The sequence below is a fragment of the Agrobacterium radiobacter genome, assembly GCF_040801995.1.
Taxonomy (GTDB): Bacteria; Pseudomonadota; Alphaproteobacteria; order Rhizobiales; family Rhizobiaceae; genus Agrobacterium; species Agrobacterium radiobacter.
Window position 1 is genome coordinate 991,485 of the sequence record NZ_JBEGHX010000002.1, and the last position, 16,932, is coordinate 1,008,416.

The 16,932-nt window shown below is 60.3% G+C and carries 18 protein-coding genes; 7 read left to right on the forward strand and 11 right to left on the reverse strand.

Annotated elements, in window-relative coordinates; genetic code table 11:
* Positions 1-124: 124 nt before the first annotated feature.
* From MRBLRC7O_RS18440 to MRBLRC7O_RS18475, 8 genes are all read right to left on the reverse strand, one after another.
* Positions 125-1,060 (reverse strand): 2-hydroxyacid dehydrogenase, encoded by a 936-nt coding sequence (locus MRBLRC7O_RS18440; RefSeq protein WP_080864693.1) that lies wholly within the window; start codon positions 1,058-1,060, stop codon positions 125-127.
* A gap of 9 nt (positions 1,061-1,069) precedes the next feature.
* Positions 1,070-1,825 (reverse strand): SDR family oxidoreductase, encoded by a 756-nt coding sequence (locus MRBLRC7O_RS18445; RefSeq protein WP_111820616.1) that lies wholly within the window; start codon positions 1,823-1,825, stop codon positions 1,070-1,072.
* Positions 1,822-2,808: a D-erythronate dehydrogenase gene (denD, locus tag MRBLRC7O_RS18450; RefSeq protein WP_060723083.1), complete on the reverse strand. Its 987-nt coding sequence runs from the start codon at positions 2,806-2,808 to the stop codon at positions 1,822-1,824. Before denD ends, MRBLRC7O_RS18445 begins: the two co-directional genes overlap by 4 nt.
* 43 nt (positions 2,809-2,851) lie before the next feature.
* On the reverse strand, positions 2,852-4,363 hold the full coding sequence (locus MRBLRC7O_RS18455; protein WP_111820617.1) for a tripartite tricarboxylate transporter permease: 1,512 nt from the start codon (positions 4,361-4,363) through the stop codon (positions 2,852-2,854).
* Positions 4,360-4,818 (reverse strand): tripartite tricarboxylate transporter TctB family protein, encoded by a 459-nt coding sequence (locus MRBLRC7O_RS18460; protein ID WP_111820618.1) that lies wholly within the window; start codon positions 4,816-4,818, stop codon positions 4,360-4,362. Before MRBLRC7O_RS18460 ends, MRBLRC7O_RS18455 begins: the two co-directional genes overlap by 4 nt.
* Before the next feature lie 73 nt (positions 4,819-4,891).
* Entirely contained in the window at positions 4,892-5,560 is a 669-nt protein-coding gene (locus MRBLRC7O_RS18465; RefSeq protein WP_003505971.1) for a 4-carboxy-4-hydroxy-2-oxoadipate aldolase/oxaloacetate decarboxylase, read from the reverse strand.
* 86 nt (positions 5,561-5,646) lie between these two features.
* The gene (locus tag MRBLRC7O_RS18470; RefSeq protein WP_111820619.1) at positions 5,647-6,600 is read right to left on the reverse strand and encodes a tripartite tricarboxylate transporter substrate binding protein; all 954 of its coding nucleotides are present in this window, start codon (positions 6,598-6,600) and stop codon (positions 5,647-5,649) included.
* Positions 6,601-6,694: 94 nt separating this feature from the next.
* Positions 6,695-7,582, reverse strand: coding sequence for a LysR family transcriptional regulator (locus MRBLRC7O_RS18475; RefSeq protein ID WP_111820620.1), 888 nt, complete (start codon positions 7,580-7,582; stop codon positions 6,695-6,697).
* A gap of 209 nt (positions 7,583-7,791) precedes the next feature.
* Between MRBLRC7O_RS18475 and MRBLRC7O_RS18480 the strand changes: the two genes are divergently transcribed.
* Positions 7,792-8,709, forward strand: coding sequence for a DMT family transporter (locus tag MRBLRC7O_RS18480; protein WP_111820621.1), 918 nt, complete (start codon positions 7,792-7,794; stop codon positions 8,707-8,709).
* Here the strand turns inward: MRBLRC7O_RS18480 and MRBLRC7O_RS18485 are convergent.
* Complete coding sequence (locus MRBLRC7O_RS18485) at positions 8,690-9,616, reverse strand: DMT family transporter (protein ID WP_111820622.1); 927 nt, start codon at positions 9,614-9,616, stop codon at positions 8,690-8,692. The two genes, MRBLRC7O_RS18480 and MRBLRC7O_RS18485, sit on opposite strands and share 20 nt — an antisense overlap.
* A gap of 194 nt (positions 9,617-9,810) precedes the next feature.
* Between MRBLRC7O_RS18485 and MRBLRC7O_RS18490 the strand changes: the two genes are divergently transcribed.
* From MRBLRC7O_RS18490 to MRBLRC7O_RS18515, 6 genes are read left to right on the forward strand one after another with little or no spacing between them, the layout of a single operon-like run.
* Positions 9,811-10,278 (forward strand): acetyl-CoA carboxylase biotin carboxyl carrier protein, encoded by a 468-nt coding sequence (locus MRBLRC7O_RS18490; protein ID WP_111820623.1) that lies wholly within the window; start codon positions 9,811-9,813, stop codon positions 10,276-10,278.
* Complete coding sequence (accC, locus tag MRBLRC7O_RS18495; RefSeq protein ID WP_111820624.1) at positions 10,275-11,669, forward strand: acetyl-CoA carboxylase biotin carboxylase subunit; 1,395 nt, start codon at positions 10,275-10,277, stop codon at positions 11,667-11,669. The genes MRBLRC7O_RS18490 and accC overlap by 4 nt, the downstream gene beginning before the upstream one ends.
* A complete protein-coding gene (locus MRBLRC7O_RS18500; RefSeq protein WP_111820625.1) occupies positions 11,666-12,106 on the forward strand; it encodes an acetyl-CoA carboxylase biotin carboxyl carrier protein in 441 nt (146 codons plus the stop codon). Before accC ends, MRBLRC7O_RS18500 begins: the two co-directional genes overlap by 4 nt.
* Positions 12,103-12,816, forward strand: a complete 714-nt coding sequence (gene pxpB, locus MRBLRC7O_RS18505) for a 5-oxoprolinase subunit PxpB (RefSeq protein ID WP_107676686.1) — start codon at positions 12,103-12,105, stop codon at positions 12,814-12,816. The genes MRBLRC7O_RS18500 and pxpB overlap by 4 nt, the downstream gene beginning before the upstream one ends.
* Complete coding sequence (locus tag MRBLRC7O_RS18510; protein WP_111820626.1) at positions 12,813-13,811, forward strand: 5-oxoprolinase subunit C family protein; 999 nt, start codon at positions 12,813-12,815, stop codon at positions 13,809-13,811. The genes pxpB and MRBLRC7O_RS18510 overlap by 4 nt, the downstream gene beginning before the upstream one ends.
* A 25-nt stretch (positions 13,812-13,836) precedes the next feature.
* Positions 13,837-14,604 (forward strand): 5-oxoprolinase subunit PxpA, encoded by a 768-nt coding sequence (locus MRBLRC7O_RS18515; protein WP_080867015.1) that lies wholly within the window; start codon positions 13,837-13,839, stop codon positions 14,602-14,604.
* Positions 14,605-14,738: 134 nt separating this feature from the next.
* Here the strand turns inward: MRBLRC7O_RS18515 and MRBLRC7O_RS18520 are convergent, their stop codons facing one another.
* Positions 14,739-15,842: an ABC transporter ATP-binding protein gene (locus MRBLRC7O_RS18520; RefSeq protein ID WP_020810713.1), complete on the reverse strand. Its 1,104-nt coding sequence runs from the start codon at positions 15,840-15,842 to the stop codon at positions 14,739-14,741.
* Positions 15,843-15,851: 9 nt separating this feature from the next.
* Positions 15,852-16,928 carry an ABC transporter substrate-binding protein gene (locus MRBLRC7O_RS18525; protein ID WP_003505945.1) on the reverse strand — a complete coding sequence of 359 codons (1,077 nt, stop codon included), beginning with the start codon at positions 16,926-16,928 and terminating at the stop codon, positions 15,852-15,854.
* Positions 16,929-16,932 lie beyond the last annotated feature (4 nt).

Consider the following 16,932-nt stretch of genomic DNA (forward strand, 5'->3'; position numbering starts at 1 on the left):
TTGCCTAAGACCGATTTTTTTTGGAGTAATAAGCAACTTGTATGGATGGCGAATGCGCCAAATTCGGCGATGCGGCAACCCGGCCGATGGGGCGTACGTTGCCGATGCCAGCCACCAGCACATTCTAGACCACTGCGGTCGGCAGGTCCCGTCCCGCGAAATGTGCATCCAGATTGGCGAGAACCAGAGCGCCCATCTCAAGCCGCGTCTCATGCGTCGCAGCGCCGATATGCGGAGCGAGAACGACATTGCGCATGCCGATCAGCGCCTCGGGAACATGCGGTTCGTTCTCGAAGACATCGAGCGCTGCACCCTTCAGCCCGCCTGCCACAAGAACATCAACCAGCGCCTTTTCATCCACCAGAGACCCTCTGGCGACGTTGACGAGAACACCGTCCGGTCCCAGCGCCTCCAGCACCTCGCGGTTGATCGCGTGTTTTGTCTCCGGCGTTGCCGCCGCCGCGACAATCAGGACGTCGCAGTCCCTCGCGAGCGACATGGCCGTCGAATGATACTCATAGACCACGTCCTGTTTCTGCCGGCTGAAATAGGAAATCTCCGCATCGAAAGCTTCCAGCCGCACCGCAATGGCGCGGCCTATGCGGCCAAGCCCGTAAATGCCGTAACGCCGCCGCGAGGCCTTGTTACCCAGCGGCATTTCGCCTCTTTTCCACTCCCCGGAGCGGACATGATGATCGGCGCGCACAAGCTGGCGCAGCAGCATGACGGAGAGACCGATGGCAAGATCGGCCACATCCTCGGTCAGCACGTCAGGCGTGTTCGTCACCCTGAAACCGCGCGCGCGGGCCTGGTCGAGATCGACCTTGTCGAAGCCGACGCCATTGATGGCAACGATTTCGAGAGCGGGCAGACCGGCAGCGAGTTCAGGAGCAACCCCGATATGGCCGCCGGTGACGACAGCCTTTATCGACGCCGCCTCCGCCTGGAGAAACGCCTGCTTGTCGGATATTTCGTGCCAGCGATGGACCCTGAAGCGCTTTTGCAGTTCGGCTTCGATCTGCGGCTGAAGCGGATAGGTTTGCAGAAGATCGGGCTTCATGCGCGCTCCTTACCCGCGACCGACGAAAGGCATGCCGCTCGCCATCACCGTCATGGTCAGCACGTTCGCCTCGAGCGGCAGCGAGGCCATATGCACCACGGCCTTGGCAACGATGCCGGCATCGATGGTCGGTTCGATGGCGGTGCTGCCATCCGCCTGCAGCACGCCGGTTGCCATGGCGCGCGTCATTTCGGTGCTGGCATTGCCGATATCGATCTGTCCGCAGGCGATGTTGAACCGCCGGCCATCCAGCGCGGCCGATTTTGTAAGTCCGGTGATCGCATGTTTGGTCGCGGTATATGGCGCAGACCGCGGCCGCGGCGTGGTGGCGGAAATCGAGCCATTGTTGATGATGCGGCCACCCTGCGGCGACTGCGTCTTCATCTGGCGAAACGCCGCCTGGGTGCAGAGAAAAGCCCCTGTGAGGTTAGCCCCGACCACGGCATTCCAGGTTTCGAACGGCACATCTTCGATATACACCGCCGGTGCGGACATGCCGGCATTATTGACCAGAAGATCGAGGCGACCGAAACGCCCGATGATTTCCGCAAACAGCCGCTCGACATCGGCCGGAGCGGAAATATCAGCCGCGACGGCCAGAACACAGTCTTTATGTTCGCTCCATTCGGCGGCGGCAGTGTCGAGAACCTCCCGCCGCCGGCCCGTTATCGCGACCTTGTAACCATCTTCCAGAAGCGCTTTGGCAATCGCCTTGCCGACCCCTGTTCCTCCACCCGTGACGAGCGCGATCTTTCCATCACTCATGCTGCTTTCCCCTCCAGCTCATCTTCCACATGCGCTTGAATGATTTCGGCAAAGGAGGTTTCCGCCCTGAAGCCGAGCGACAGCGCTAGTTGCGGATCGTAATCCTCGGCCCAGCCGTCGACGATCCGGATGATCCGCTCGTCGGGAACGCGTTTGATAAGCGCTACAGCCTTTTGCCCGGCAAAGGCGCGCAGCGCCTCGATTTCATCCGCAACCGTGGCCGACAGCCCCGGCATGATGAGATTGCGGCGAACGCCAAGCCCGGAGAGATCCACCGTCGCGGCGCGCAGCAGGAAGGCGACCGCCGAGCGCGGGCTGGCGAACCAGTGACGCACGGTATCGGCAACTGGCAGCACCGCTTCCTGACCCACCAGCGGTTCGCGCAGGATATTGGAGAAGAAGCCGGAGGCGGCCGCATTCGGTTTGCCGGGGCGGATGCAGATGGTGGGGAGACGGATGCTGACGCCATCAAAGAAACCGCGGCGACTATAGTCCGAAAGCAACAGCTCCACGATCGCCTTCTGCGTGCCATAGCTGGTCAATGGCGCCGTCAGGAACTCGTCGCCGATCACCTTGGGGAATGGCGAACCGAACACGGCAAGCGATGAGCAGAAGACCATGCGCGGCCGATATCCGTCCTTTTCGTGCTCCAGACGAATGGCTTCGAACAGCGAGCGCCCGCCATCGAGATTGATGCGATAACCTTTCTCGAAATCCGCTTCCGCCTCGCCCGAAACCACGGCGGCGAGGTTGAAGATCACATCCGGCCGTTTTGCGATCAGCTTTTCGGCCACGCCGGCATTCGACAGATCACTGCGCTCGATGGTCAGTGCACCGCCGAAGCCTTTCGGCGCGGCCGGTTCGAAAACATCCGTCAGCGTCATTTCGGTAATCTTCGCACCATCAAGCGTTCCGTCGGAAGCGAGACGTTGTGTCAATTTGCGGCCGATCATTCCGGCCGCGCCGATTATCAGAATATGCATTATTTCACCTTTGCTTGGCCGGTGAGACCGGCTCGATTGATTGTCAATCGTCATCACCCTGAAACACGACCTCGCGGCGACGCATGATCGCGGGCATCGCCATCATGATGACGACCATGCCGGACAGCGCGAGCAGCGTTGCGCTGATCGGATGGGTGACGAATGTTGAGAAACTGCCCTGCGAAATCAGCAGCCCGAGGCGCATGTTCTGTTCCAGAAGCGGACCGAGAACGAAGCCCAAAACCAGAGGCGCCGGCTCGCAGCCGATCTTGCGCAGAAAGAAGCCGACGATGCCGAAGACCGCGCAGAACAGAACGTCCACAACGCTGTAGGAAAGCCCATAGGCCCCGATGGCGCAAAACATCAGAATGGCGGGGCACAAGAAGCGGTATGGAATGCCGAGAAGCCGAACCCAGATGCCGATCAGCGGCAGGTTCAGGACCAGGAGCAGCAGATTGCCCACCCACATGCTGGCGATCAGCCCCCAGAAGAGATCGGGCCGCGACTGCATGACCTCCGGTCCCGGGGTGATGCCCTGGATCATCATCGCCCCGACCATCAGCGCCATCAGGCCGTTGGCGGGAATGCCAAGCGTCAGGAGCGGAATGAAAGAGGTCTGCGCGCCGGCATTATTGGCGCTTTCCGGCCCCGCCAGCCCTTCGATCGCACCCTTGCCGAACCGGGATGGATCCTTGGCGATCTTGCGCTCCAGCGCGTAGCTGGCGAAAGAACTCATGATTGCACCGCCGCCGGGCAATACGCCGAGGAAGGAGCCGAGCGCCGTGCCGCGCAGGACGGCCGGAAATGCCTGTTTGAAATCCTGCCGGGTCGGCATCAGCGATCCGGTCTTTGTTGTTCCTGTATCACGCTCCACACCCTGCTGCAGGTTAAAAAGGATTTCGCTGACACCGAGCAGCCCGATGGCCAGCACGACGAAATCGATGCCATCGAACAGTTCCGCCATGCCGAAGGTGAAACGCTGCTCACCCGATGTCGGATCGATGCCGACGAGGCTCAGCGCAATGCCGAAGGCGACCATGCCGACCGCCTTGACCGGCGATCCGCTGGATAAAAACACGGCAAACAGAAGCCCGAAGATCACCAGACTGAAATAGTCAGCCGGCCCGAAGGCAAGCGCAATGGCGGAGAGTGGCTTTGCGACCACGACGATCAGAATGGTCGCCACCGTGCCGGCAAAAAACGACCCCAGCGCCGCAGTGGCCAGCGCCACCCCCGCCCTGCCCTGTCGGGCCATAGCATAACCATCGATGCAGGTGACGACGGATGAGGATTCGCCCGGCAGATTGACGAGGATCGCCGTAGTCGAACCGCCATATTGTGCACCATAGAAAATGCCCGCAAGCATGATCAACGCCGCCGTGTCCGGCATCGTATAGGTGATGGGCAAAAGCAGCGCGACGGTCGCGGAAGGGCCGATGCCCGGCAGGATGCCGATCATCGTGCCGAGCGTGACGCCCAGCAGACAATAGAAAAGGTTGACCGGCGTGACAGCAACACCGAAACCGAGGGCGATATTGGCAAGAAGATCGGTCATGGCAGCAGGGATATCCTCTGTCCGAGGCCGACGACGAAAATGAGGATGCAGGCGAGGATGAGCACCGCGGAAAGCAGCAGCACCTCAACCGGCCGGATTCTGCCATAGGCGATGCAGGCGAGCAGGATCAGCACAAAAGCGGCAGCGATGAAGCCCAATGGCTCGATCAGCAGCGCAAAAGCGGCAATGCCGGCCACTGCCAGAAACGGACGCATCTTCGGAGCCGCCCAGGCTTCGGACGGTGTCTTTCCCAACAGATCCTGCAAGAGCAGTGCGATACCGAGCGCGAACATCAATGCCGCGATGACCGTTGGCATGTAGCCCGGCCCGGGCTGGAAATTGGTGCCCATGCTCAGCGGCCGCGCGCCGTAATAAAGCCCGGCGGCGGCCACCAGAAAGAAGACCCCGGACAGAATATTCGCCGTCAGTTTCGAGCTATTTTTGTGTTCGGCCATGTTTTTCTCCCCTCCTCATTGAGGAATACGCCGTGCCTCCCGACACGGCGTATCCAAATATCGAATATCCGGCTCAATCCGCCCAGACGCACCCCTTCGAGCGCATCATGTCGTAACGATCCTCGATATCCATCTTGCCCTGACGGTGCAGTTCCATCATGTGGTTCTCGTGGTCGTCGCGCTCCTGGCAGGCCTTGACGAGTTTCGCGATATCCTTCTCACGCACGACGACAACGCCGTCATCGTCGCCGCAGACGATATCGCCGGGGCTGATCAGTTCACCGCCCACCACGACCGGATGGTTGATGGTGCCGAGCGTGTCCTTGGACGTGCCCTTCATGCAAAGCCCGAGCGAGAAAACCGGAAAACCGATTTCGCGCAGCCCCTTGCCGTCACGCACCGCGGCGCTGACCACGAAGCCGACAATGCCCTTGCCGATACAGGCGGCGGCCAGCACATCGCCAAAGCCGCCCTGATTTGGATTGTCACCGCCATCGATGACCAGCACGTCGCCGGGCTTTGCGAGATTAATGGCTTCGAAAATCATCAGATTATCGCCGATATGGCATTTTGCGGTGATTGCCGGGCCGCAGATTTTCAGGCCGGGCTTGATCGGCTTGATGCGATAATCGAGAGCGCCAAGCTTGCCCTGCGCCTCGTGAATGGTTGCGGGGCTGAATTTGCTGATCGCCTCAATATCAGCCCTTGAGGGGCGCTGGAAATTGCGGATGACATGGGCCATTGGCCGGATTCCTTTCAACAGTGGGTCATGCCCGGGCCACGCACAGGCCCAAGCGTCATTTCGGTTAGTGGTGAGAGAAGCGCCGCTTATTTCGTCCAGGGCTTGCTTTTCCAGAGCTCGGCCAGATTGGCGTTGCCCTTCTTGAGTGCCTCGGCAAATTCCGCCTGGGTCAGCGGCAGCATGGTCAGTTCGCGCTTTTTGGCCTCGGCAAGATAATCCGGGTCCTTCAGCGCCTTCTGGAATGCATCGACCAGCCTGGCCTCGACATCCGCCGGCAGGCCTTTCGGTGCACCAAAACCTGCAAGAAGGCTGAACTGAACGTCGTAACCGGCTTCCTTGAAGGTCGGCACATCTGGCGAGAGCGGCGAACGCTCAGTGCCTGATGTCGCCAGAACACGAAGTGCACCCGAACGATTGTCGGCAAAAACCTCGTTCAAGTTCATGAAACCGAGTGTGACGTGGTTACCGAGCATGGCGAGCCGTGCTGGTCCGCCCCCATTAAAGGGGACGAAATTGAGCTTCACGCCCGCCGCTTCCTCGAACAGCAGGGCGGTGATCTGGCTTGGATGGCCGATACCCGTCACGCCAACGACGACCGGGTTCGCCTTGGCCGCTTCAACGAATTCCTTGGCTGTCTTGATCGGCGATACCTTGTTGACCGTCAACGCCAGATCGCCGCCGATCTGGTTGGCGAGCGGCGTGAAGGCGTCCTGCTTATAGCTGGCATTGCCCTGCACGATCGGCGAATACATGGACGGGAAATTCAACGCCCCGATCGTGTATCCGTCTGGTTTCGCATTGGCGATATAGGTCGCGCCGATCAGCCCGCCAGCACCTTCGCGGTTTTCCACCACGACCGATGTGCCGAGATATTTTTCGAGATAGGGCACCAGCGCCCGCGACTGTATATCGGTGCCGCCGCCGGCCGGATAACCGATGACGAGCGTCACCGGCCGCTCCGGATATTCCGCCGCCGCCCCTCCGGCAGCCAGAACTCCCGCAGCCGCCAGCATGCCGAACAGAGATGTCTTCAAACGCATATCTTTTCCTCCCCGATATACTTTCACCGGGGAGGCTAGGAAGAAGCCATCAACAATACAAATACCGAGTTTTCAACTTACCCATACAAATCGTTTATGGGTTGAATGCCGACTCGCGTCTTGCGACGGCCCGCAACAGGTCTCGGAACAGCCTGAACGTCCGCTCGTCCACCTCCCTGTTCCTCAGCAAATGGATGGAGCGATAAATGACGGGATCGGTAATATGAGCGGCCTGAAGCTGACCGGCCTCCTGTTCCTGCTGCACCGAATTCCATGACAGAATCGTCGCGCCAATACCGGCGCTGACGGCGCGTTTGATTGTATCCTGCCCGTCGATCTCCATGGTCACGTTCAGCGTGATGCCGGCGCGGGCGGCGGCCTCGTCGATCGATACGCGCAGCGGGTTGTCCTTCGGCGGCAGGATAAGGTTGAGCCCCGCCACAGCCTCGAGCGGCATCGACCGACCGATGGGTCGGGAAGACACCGCAAAAAGGCTCTCCTTGATGATAAGATCATCGGCCTTGTCCTCCGCGCCGACCAGCGCGACAGCCATATCCACCTTGCCGAGACGAATGAGGCGCAGAGATTCGTCATTGCGCGCCTCTATCAGCCGCAGCGAAACCTTTGGCATAGAAGCGGCAACCTCACTGATGATGTTCGGCGCAAAGGCCGTGGCCCAGGAGGGAATAAGGCTCAGCCGGATCACCCGTTCATCCAGATAGGCCATGGCCCGGATTTCCGCCTCCGCCTGCCGGACCCTCTCGGTAATCTCCCGGGCATGAATAAGGAGTATTTCACCCTTCTCCGTCGCCTTCACGCCGCGCGCCAGCCTGTGCAGCACGGGGAAACCCACCAGCCGCTCCAGTTCCGTGATGTGGTGACTGAGCGCCGGCTGGGCGATCCCCAATTGCCGCGCCGCCGCCGACATGGAGCCGCAATCAGCAATCGCGACCAGATATCGCAGCCTGCGCAAATCCAACATGTCGGCTTAAACCTCCCACCGGTTCGAGATGCGATCATGACACCAAATCGCCGCCGGGGCCTAGAGCAAAAGCACCGTCAAGTGGTTCCACCGGTTTTCAAAGGACCCGACTGCGCATGATGGGGTAAGACAAGATTCTTATGGCCAGCGACCATCGCTTTTCTCCGCCTCTTCCCCATGACACGGTCTTTGCTGCGATGGGGAGCGGGATGGATCCTAAGACCGGTATTTTGCTCAAGCTGGCGGCCATGCTGGCATTCACAGTCATGTCCGCCTGCGTGAAGGGTTTGGAGGGGGCGATTCCGGTCGGCGAAGTCGTCTTCTGCCGGGGATTTTTTGCCCTCATTCCCCTCTGTCTCTGGTTCATCGCCTCCTCCGAGCGAATAACCGTGCCGGCCGCGAAAAATATCGGCCGCCTGCTTGCGGGCAGCTCGGCTGGATTGGGCGGCATGTTCTTCGGTTTTCTGGCGCTCGCCTATCTGCCGCTGGTGAATGTCACGGTGCTGAGCTACACGACACCGCTTTTCACCATCATGCTGGCCGCGCTGCTTTTGCGCGAAAAATTGCGGATATATCGCTGGTCCGCCGTACTGACGGGCTTCATCGGCGTCTTCATAACGCTCTCGCCCAACCTGGTGTTTGACGCCGTGTCAGGCCCCGCGCAGATCGACAGCATTGCGATGATCGGAACGGCGCTGGCGCTGACCGGCGCGCTTTGCGCGGCCTTTTCCTCCATCGCCGTCCGCCACCTGAACAGCATCGAAAAGCCGTCGCGCATCGTGCTCATCTATACGCTGACGGGTGTCGTCGCCGGCTTCGCCACGCTTGGATTTGGATGGAAGATGCCGGATTTCAACCAGTTTCTGCTGCTCGCCGGCGGCGGGCTTGCCGGCGGCATCGGCCAGATCACCATGACGCTCAGCCTGCGCCATGCCCAGGCCTCCCTGCTGGCGCCGTTCGATTACACGACGATGATCTGGGCGATCGCCCTCGGTTATCTCTTCATGGCCGAAGTGCCGACAGGTGCGACCATCATTGGCGCTTTGACGGTCATCGCCGCCGGGCTGTTCGCCATGTGGCGCGAAAACCGGCTGACGAAACAGGCCGTCAGGGAGCCGACAGCGTAAGCTGTTCCGTGACGCGCTTTTTGTGCAGCCGCCTTTCCCGCCACAACGTGAACAAGCCGGCGGCAACCACGATCGAGGCTCCGAGAATGGTCGTCAGTGCGGGCACCTGATCCATGAAGGCATAACCAATCAATAGCGCCCAGATCATCGTCGTGTAATCGAACGGAGCCAGCAGCGAAGCCTCGGCATAACGCAGGCTCAGCGTCACCAGTATCTGCGCGATCCCACCAATGAGACCGGTACCGATCAGCAGGGTCCATTGCCACGCGGTCGGCATTGTCCAGCCCATGCCGATACTGGCAAAACCGATGACCGTTGTGAGCAGTGTGAAATAGAAAATGATCGCACCGGTATTTTCCGTCTGCGTCAGATGCCGGATCTGGATCATCGATATGGCGGAGAAAAAAGCCGCTGCCAGACCGAACAGACCACCGAGCATGGCAACACCCGACCCGGAGGCGACATCCGAAACATCGAAGGAAAAATGCGGCGACAGGATAAGCACGATGCCGCACAGCCCGAAGACCACCGCCGTCCAGCGATAAATCCTCACGACCTCCTTCAGAAGAAAGACCGCCAGAATGACGGTAAAAAGCGGCGTGGCATAGCTGATGGCCATCGCATCAGCGAGCGGAATGTAAGCCAGCGCCAGATAGCTGAAGACCATGCCGCCGGTTCCGGAAAAACTCCTCACCAGATGCCCGCCAATGTGGCTGGTCGCCACCTGTTTCCGAAATCCTCCCTGCACGGCCATCCACAGACAGAGCGGCAGCATGGCCACCGCCGACCTGAAAAAAACGACCTGCCCGATGGGTATTTCACCCCTGAGACCGCTGATGCAGGCGCCCATCAGCACAAGAGCGAGCGCTGCAGAGATTTTGAGGAGAATGCCTTTGCGGGAATCCATGGTTCGTTCCTTCGGACGTCTTCGAACCGTTTCACCACGCGGCGGCGGGATATCAAACCTCAAACCCGTGTCCATAGAAACTTCGTCTGACCCCATCAATCCCGCCTCCATGGTAGCTGTTGCTGATGGACAGGGTGCGGATTCCGCTCCGCTTGCCCGCCGCCGTGGGGACAAAAAAGACGTTGGAAACCAATATGGATCTGGAAAAGATCAAGAAACTGATCGAGTTTGTCGGCTCTTCGCGAGTGTCCGAATTGACCGTGAGCCAGGCGGGAACCACGGTCCGGATCATTCGCGAAAACAATGCCGTTTCACAGCACGCGACATCATCGCAGCCCCGCACCGTTCCGGTGGCGGAAGCGGCACCCGACGAGGCACCCCGCGCCGAAGAACAGGCACCGGCATCCGCCACAGCGGCACCGGCGCCCTCCGGCATCGTCGCGGCACCCTCATTCGGTCTTTTCCATCGCGCTCCGAGCCCGGGCTTGGCAGCTTTCGCTGAAGCCGGAGACGAGGTTAGGGAAGGGCAGGAACTCTTCATCATCGAAGCGATGAAAGTGTTCAACACCGTGAGAGCCGAACGAAGCGGCAGGATCGCCAGATTCATCGCCAATGACGGCGAAGACGTCGAACTTGGACAGCCAGTGCTGGAGTTCGAATGATGGATGCAACACTTCCAAAGGAAGCAGCCGGGCAAAGGGCATTCGACAGCGTCCTCATCGCCAATCGCGGCGAAATCGCACTCCGCGTGCAGCGCGCCTGCCGTGAACTCGGCCTGAAGACCATCATGGTCTATTCGGAAGCGGACAAGGATGCGGATTATCTGAAGGCGGCCGATACCGCCATCTGCATCGGCCCGGCTTCTCCCGGCCAGAGCTATCTCAACGTGCCGGCTATCCTGCTTGCCATGAAGCTGACGGGCGCAGGCGCTGTTCACCCCGGTTATGGTTTTCTCTCCGAAAGGGCATCGTTTTCGGAAGCGGTTGAGGAAGCGGGTGCGGTTTTCATCGGCCCACGTGCCGACGCCATCCGCACCATGGGCGACAAGATCGCGGCAAAACGGGCGATGATGGAGGCCGGCGTGCCCTGCGTTCCCGGCCCCGATTCCGCCCTGCCGGATGACATGGCGGAGGTTTCGAAAATCGCCACTGAGATCGGCTATCCCGTCATCGTCAAGGCAGCCGGCGGCGGCGGCGGACGTGGCATGCGCGTCGTTCATGATGCCTCCACCCTTCACGACGCCGTTCTCGTTACGCGCGAAGAGGCAAGCCGTGCCTTCGGAACGCCGGAACTCTATATCGAAAAATTCCTCGAACATCCGCGCCATGTCGAAATTCAGGTTCTCTGCGATGGTCAGGGCGGCGGCGTCTGGGTTGGCCTGCGCGATTGCTCGATGCAGCGCCGGCACCAGAAAGTTGTCGAGGAAGGTCCGGCCATCGGCATCCCGCCTGATGTTGCCGCCTTTGTCGGCAATCGCTGCGTGGAAGCCTGCCGCCAGATCGGTTATCGCGGCGTCGGCACCTTCGAGTTTCTCTACGAAAACGGTGAATTCTACTTCATCGAGATGAACACCCGTCTGCAGGTCGAACATCCGGTCACGGAAATGACCTCGGGCGTGGATCTGGTGCGCCAGCAGCTTCTCGTCGCTCTCGGCCATCCGCTGGAAATTTCGCAGGAGGACATCGTCTGCGAGGGACGCTCGATCGAGTGCCGCATCAATGCCGAAGATCCCTACAGCTTCGTTCCCTGCCCCGGTCTGATCACGGCTCTCCACCTGCCGGGCGGCCCCGGCGTGCGGGTCGATACCCATGTAACAGCGGGCTATCGGGTTTCCGCCCATTACGATTCCCTGATCGCCAAGCTCATCGTCCATGCGTCGACGCGCGAGCAGGCGATCATGCGCATGCGCCGCGCGCTTGGCGAAATGCGCATAGAAGGCGTCTCCACCAACCTGCCGCTGCATCGGGAAATATTGGAAGACCCGGCCTTCTCCGAAGGCGGCACTGACATCCATTACCTCGAACACTGGCTTGCAGCGCGGAGGTCAAAATGAAGCGACAGTCTGTTTCGATATCCCGCTATAGCGAGCCCGACATCATTGCCGATCTTGCCGCTTACCTTGAGCGCAACAACGTATCCGCCATCGAAATAGAGACGCCGGATGGGTCACTGAAGATCGTCGCCATGGCAGGGGGCCAGGCTCCTGCCGCACCGCGCCCCGCCGAGACGGCCAAGGCGCCGGCAAAGACCGGAGACATCCTTGCCCGCGCACCGATTGCCGGCATCTTCACCCCAGCGTATCCGCAGCGCCCCGACCGCCCGATCCAGACTGGAAAATCGGTAGTGAAGGGCGAAATCGTTGCATTCGTGACAGTCGGACCCGTGATCGTTCCGGTGATCGCCGACAAAGCCGGCACCGTCACCGAAGTGGTGGCAGAAGCCGGTGCGCTTGTCGGATATGGCTCCACCCTTCTCAAGACCGAAGCATGATGGTGACGTCAATGAGCAACCTCCCGCTGAAAACGCCCCACCTTTCCCCCGCCCATCTGGGCCTGCCGAAAATCTCGATGATCGGCAACAAGACCTTTCTGATCGAAGCGCCCGGCGAGCTGGACCTGCCTGCACAGCGGCGCATCTGGGCGCTGACACGCGCGCTGAAGGACCGCCCCGATGTGCTGGAACTGATACCCGGCATGACCAACCTCCTGATCGTGCTGCGTGGTACGCCTGAAGATGCCGGGCGTTTGCAGGACGAGCTTCTCGACATCTGGCAACGCACCACCGAACTCGATCTTCTGGGCAAGACCATCGAGGTGCCGACGACCTATGGCGGCGAGCACGCCATCGACCTTGCCGCGATCTGCGATTATTCGGGTCTGCCGGACAAGGAAGTCGTGCGCCTGCACTTCGAGCAGACCTATACGGTTTTCGCCGTCGGCAGCGCGCCGGGCTTTGGTTATCTCGGCGGTCTCGATCCACGCATTTTCATGCCACGCAAGAAAGTCCCGTCGCTGCGCATGCTGAAAGGCATGGTGACGATCGGCGGTATGCAGTCTGGCATCTCGGTCCTGACCGGGCCTAATGGCTGGAATTCGCTGGGTTTCACCGAAATCACCATGTTCGACGCCGCGGCCGAGCAGCCGGCGGTGCTTGCGCCCGGCGACCGGGTTCGTTTCCTTCCTGAAAGGATCGAACTATGATCCATATTCTTGCCTGCGGACCGCTGAACACCGTCCAGGATCTCGGCCGCGCGGGTTACCGCAATATCGGCATCACCGCCACGGGCGCGATGGATCCCATTGCGCTCAGGGTCGGCAATATCCTCGTCGGCAACGGCGAAGACGCCGCCGCGATTGAAATCCAGACCTTCCCTTTCCGCATCGAGTTCGAAGAGGCCCTGACCTTCGCCGTGACCGGCGCAGATTGCGCGGCACGGCTTGATGGTGCGGACCTGCCACCCTACTGGTGCACTCGGGCTGAAAAAGGTCAAATACTCGAGCTTTCGACACCGCAGAAGAATGCGCGTGCCTATCTCTGCCTTCAGGGCGGCATCGACGTTCCGGTGGTGATGGGATCGCGCAGCACCTCGCTTCGCGGTTCCTTCGGCGGCCACGAAGGACGCCATCTCGCGACCGGCGACAGGCTTGCCGTTCTGCCATCCGAGGCCTCGCCACTGCCCTCAAACGGTCTTGGTGTCATGGCGCTTGCCGATGCGATGCCGGACATGTTTCCGGTGTCTGACAATGGCGAATTGCTGCTGAGAGCCATTCCGGCCGCCGAGCACGATCTTTTCGGCGAAGGCGCCGAACGTTTCTGGTCGGAGGCCTGGAAAATCACCTCACAGAGCGACCGCACCGGTTACCGGCTTGCCGGAACGCCGATGACACTTTCGGCCCCGGTGGAGCTGCGTTCTTACGGCGTCATTCCCGGTGTGGTTCAGGTGCCGCCAAGCGGCGAGCCGATCATCCAGATGAGCGACGCCAATACGGCCGGCGGTTATCCCAAGATGGCTGGCATCATCGACAGCGATCTGTGGCGGCTCGGACAGGCGCGCATCGGCAGTCGCATCCGCTTCGTGCAGGCGACGGTGCGCGAGGCGTTGGAAGTCGAACAGGCGATCGACGCCTATTTCGCGGATATCCGCAAGACCCTGCCGCTGGTTACCGCCGCACTCGGCACGTTCACAAAACGATAATCCTGAAAAACAAGGAGAGGGAACCATGAAGATCGATGTTAATTCCGATATGGGCGAAGGTTTCGGCGTCTATAAGGTCTGCGACGACGAGAAACTTATGGAAGTCGTCTCTTCGGCAAATATCGCCTGCGGATTCCATGCGGGCGATCCGGAAATGATGGCGCGCATGGTGCGTCTGGCCAAACAGAACGGCGTCGGCGTCGGCGCGCATCCGGGCCTTGCCGACCGTCTCGGCTTTGGCCGCCGCGAAATTCCCGTCGACGCGGAAGAAATGGAACAGCAGGTTCTCTACCAGCTCGGCGCGCTATCGGCGATTGCGAGGGCGCAGGATGTCGCGCTTTCTCACATCAGCTTCCATGCTGCCATGGGCAACATGATCAACCGCGACGCGGCCCTTGCCGAACGGATTATGAAAAAGATCAAAGCGGTCGATCCCAATCTCATCGTCTTTTCGATGCCGGACATGCTGATCGAAAAGGCCGCGCTGGATTGCGGGCTGAAGGTGCTCAATCTTTTCCTCGCCGACCGGGCCTATGATGTGAAGGGGCAGCTCGTGCCGCGCAAGCTGCCCAATTCCGTCATCAAGGAAGAGACGAAAGTGCGCGCGCGCGTGCGCCAGTTTCTGGAAAAAGGCACCGTCACGACAATCGAGGGCGAGATCATCCCCATTCGCGCCAGATCGATCCTCGTTCACAGCGATACACCCGGTTCGCTGGAGCTTGCTCGCACGGTGCGCAGCGAAGTGGAAGCCTGCGGGGGCAGCGTCGTTCCGGCCCGCGAAGTAGTCGTCTGAGGGCGGCCCGCTTTCCCCTTATCATTGACAATCAAACAATTACGGCACCGTGCATCATTTCTGGAGCACGGTGCCATTACATTTTCAGGTATTTTTCGTCGGCCGAACGGTGAACCGATCCGGCAGAGGAAGTATCAATTCAGCTGGATCACGTGATTGCTGTCGTTTGTCCAGCTCAGTTTCACCCGGTCGCCGGCCACGCTGACGGCATTGGTGAACCCTTCCGTCTGGGTCTGCCTGTAGGCGATCATCGGCTCGCCACTATCCAGCCGCAGGTAGTAGTGCAGCATAAAACCGCGATAGACGACCTGCTCCACTTTTGCCGTCGTGGAATTGCTGGCGTTTTCACCCGCGTCGGCCGCAAGCGGCGAAACCGAGATCGCCTCCGGGCGAACCGTGACAACAACCTTGTCGCCCTGGACCGTACCCATGTCATCCACATCCAGCCGCACCCCGGCACCGGTCACAAGCCGTGCGGCGCGGCCGTTGCGTTCCACCACACTCGCCTCGAAGAAGTTCGAGGCGCCGATGAAACCAGCGACGAAGCGCGTCAGCGGCTTCTGGTAGATTTCACCTGCCGGCGCGATCTGCTCGAGATTGCCGTCCCGCATCACGGCGATCTGGTCCGCCATGGTCAGGGCCTCGTCCTGATCATGCGTCACCATGATGGTGGTGAGGCCAAGCCGCTGCTGCAGGCTGCGGATTTCAACCTGCATGCTTTCCCGAAGGCCCTTGTCGAGTGCGCCAAGCGGCTCGTCCAGCAGCAGCATCGAAGGCTCGATCACCAGAGCGCGCGCCAGTGCGACACGCTGCTGCTGGCCGCCGGAAAGCTGCGCCGGCAGCCGGTCGCCGAAGGCGTGCAGCTGAACGAGATCGAGCGCCTGCTTCACACGCCCTTCCCGATCGGCCTTGGAAACGCCCCGCATCTCGAGACCGAAGGCGACGTTTTCGGCAACGGTCATATGGGGAAACAGGGCGTAGTTCTGAAACAGCATACCGACATTGCGGCGATGAACCGGGGTGCGCGTGGTCGGCTTGCCGCCGACCACGATTTCACCCGAGGTGGGATCGACGAGCCCCGCAATCATGCGAAGGCAGGTCGTTTTCCCGCATCCGCTCGGACCGAGAAGCGCCAGGATTTCCCCTGCCTTGACGGTAAGCGAAACATCATCGACGGCAACGACCTGACCGCTGTAATGCTTGGTCAGTCTTTCCAGGCGGACTTCTACGGATTTCATCTGCGTTCCTCAGCCGTTAAAGGTCTGGTTGTATTTTTCGAGCCACTGCGCGCGGCGCGGAATGATGTATTTCCAGTCCGGCGTGAAGAGGTTCAGCGATTCCATCTTCGCTTCCGGATAGGCAAGGAATTTCGCCGTATCCGCGCCGAACTCGATGCCCTTGACGGAGGGGGCGCTGAGCGTGGCTTCAGACAGCATCTTCTGCACGCCGGGGTCGAGGATGCGGTTGATATAGGCGAGAGCGAGATCGCGGTGCGGCCCGCCCTTGACCAGCGCGATGGAGTTGATGCCGGTGAAAGCGCCTTCCTTCGGGAAGGTCATGTCCAGCGGCACGCCCTTTTTGGTGTGTGGATAAACGGCCTTGGAATATTCGATGCCGCCGAAATCCGCCTGGCCCTGCGCAACCATCATGGTCTGCGCTTCCGCATCATAGATGGAAAGGACGTTCGGCTTCAGGTCGGCAAGTTTCGCCCAGCCTGCATCGGTGGCATATTGCGCTTCTTTCAGCGGTTTGCCGGTCGCAAGTGCGGCCGCCACCATCAGCATCAGAACGCTCTGGGTATTCTTCGGCGTATTCAGAAGCATCCGGCGGGCATATTTCTTGTCGAACATCTGTTCGTAACTTTCGAACGGCTTGCCCGTTGTCGGATTGTAGAACAGGCCGGCAATCGAAATTGCAAAACCGACGCCGAAATTGTCTTCGAAAAGATAACGGGAATAGACGTTCTTGAGGTTGGGGATTTCATCGATCGGCAATTGCTCGATCAGGCCTTCCTCCTTGGCCTGGGGAACGCCGACATCGTCCATCGACATCACGCTATATTGCGGATTTTCGCGGGTGGCGCGCAGCGTGGCGATATTGGCAAGCGTTGCGCCTTCAGTCGTCAGGACCCGGCACTTATATTCCTTTTCGAAGGCCGGGATCACTTCCTTCTTGATCAGCCCGCCCTGTGCCGAATTATAGACGCCGACATACATGGTGCGGTCCTGCGCGGAAGCCGCGGTATAAAAATAGGGTGTGGCGAGCGCGCCTGCGGTGACTGTGAGGAAACTGCGCCGTTTCATGATGATGGTCTTGTCTGTCATTTCC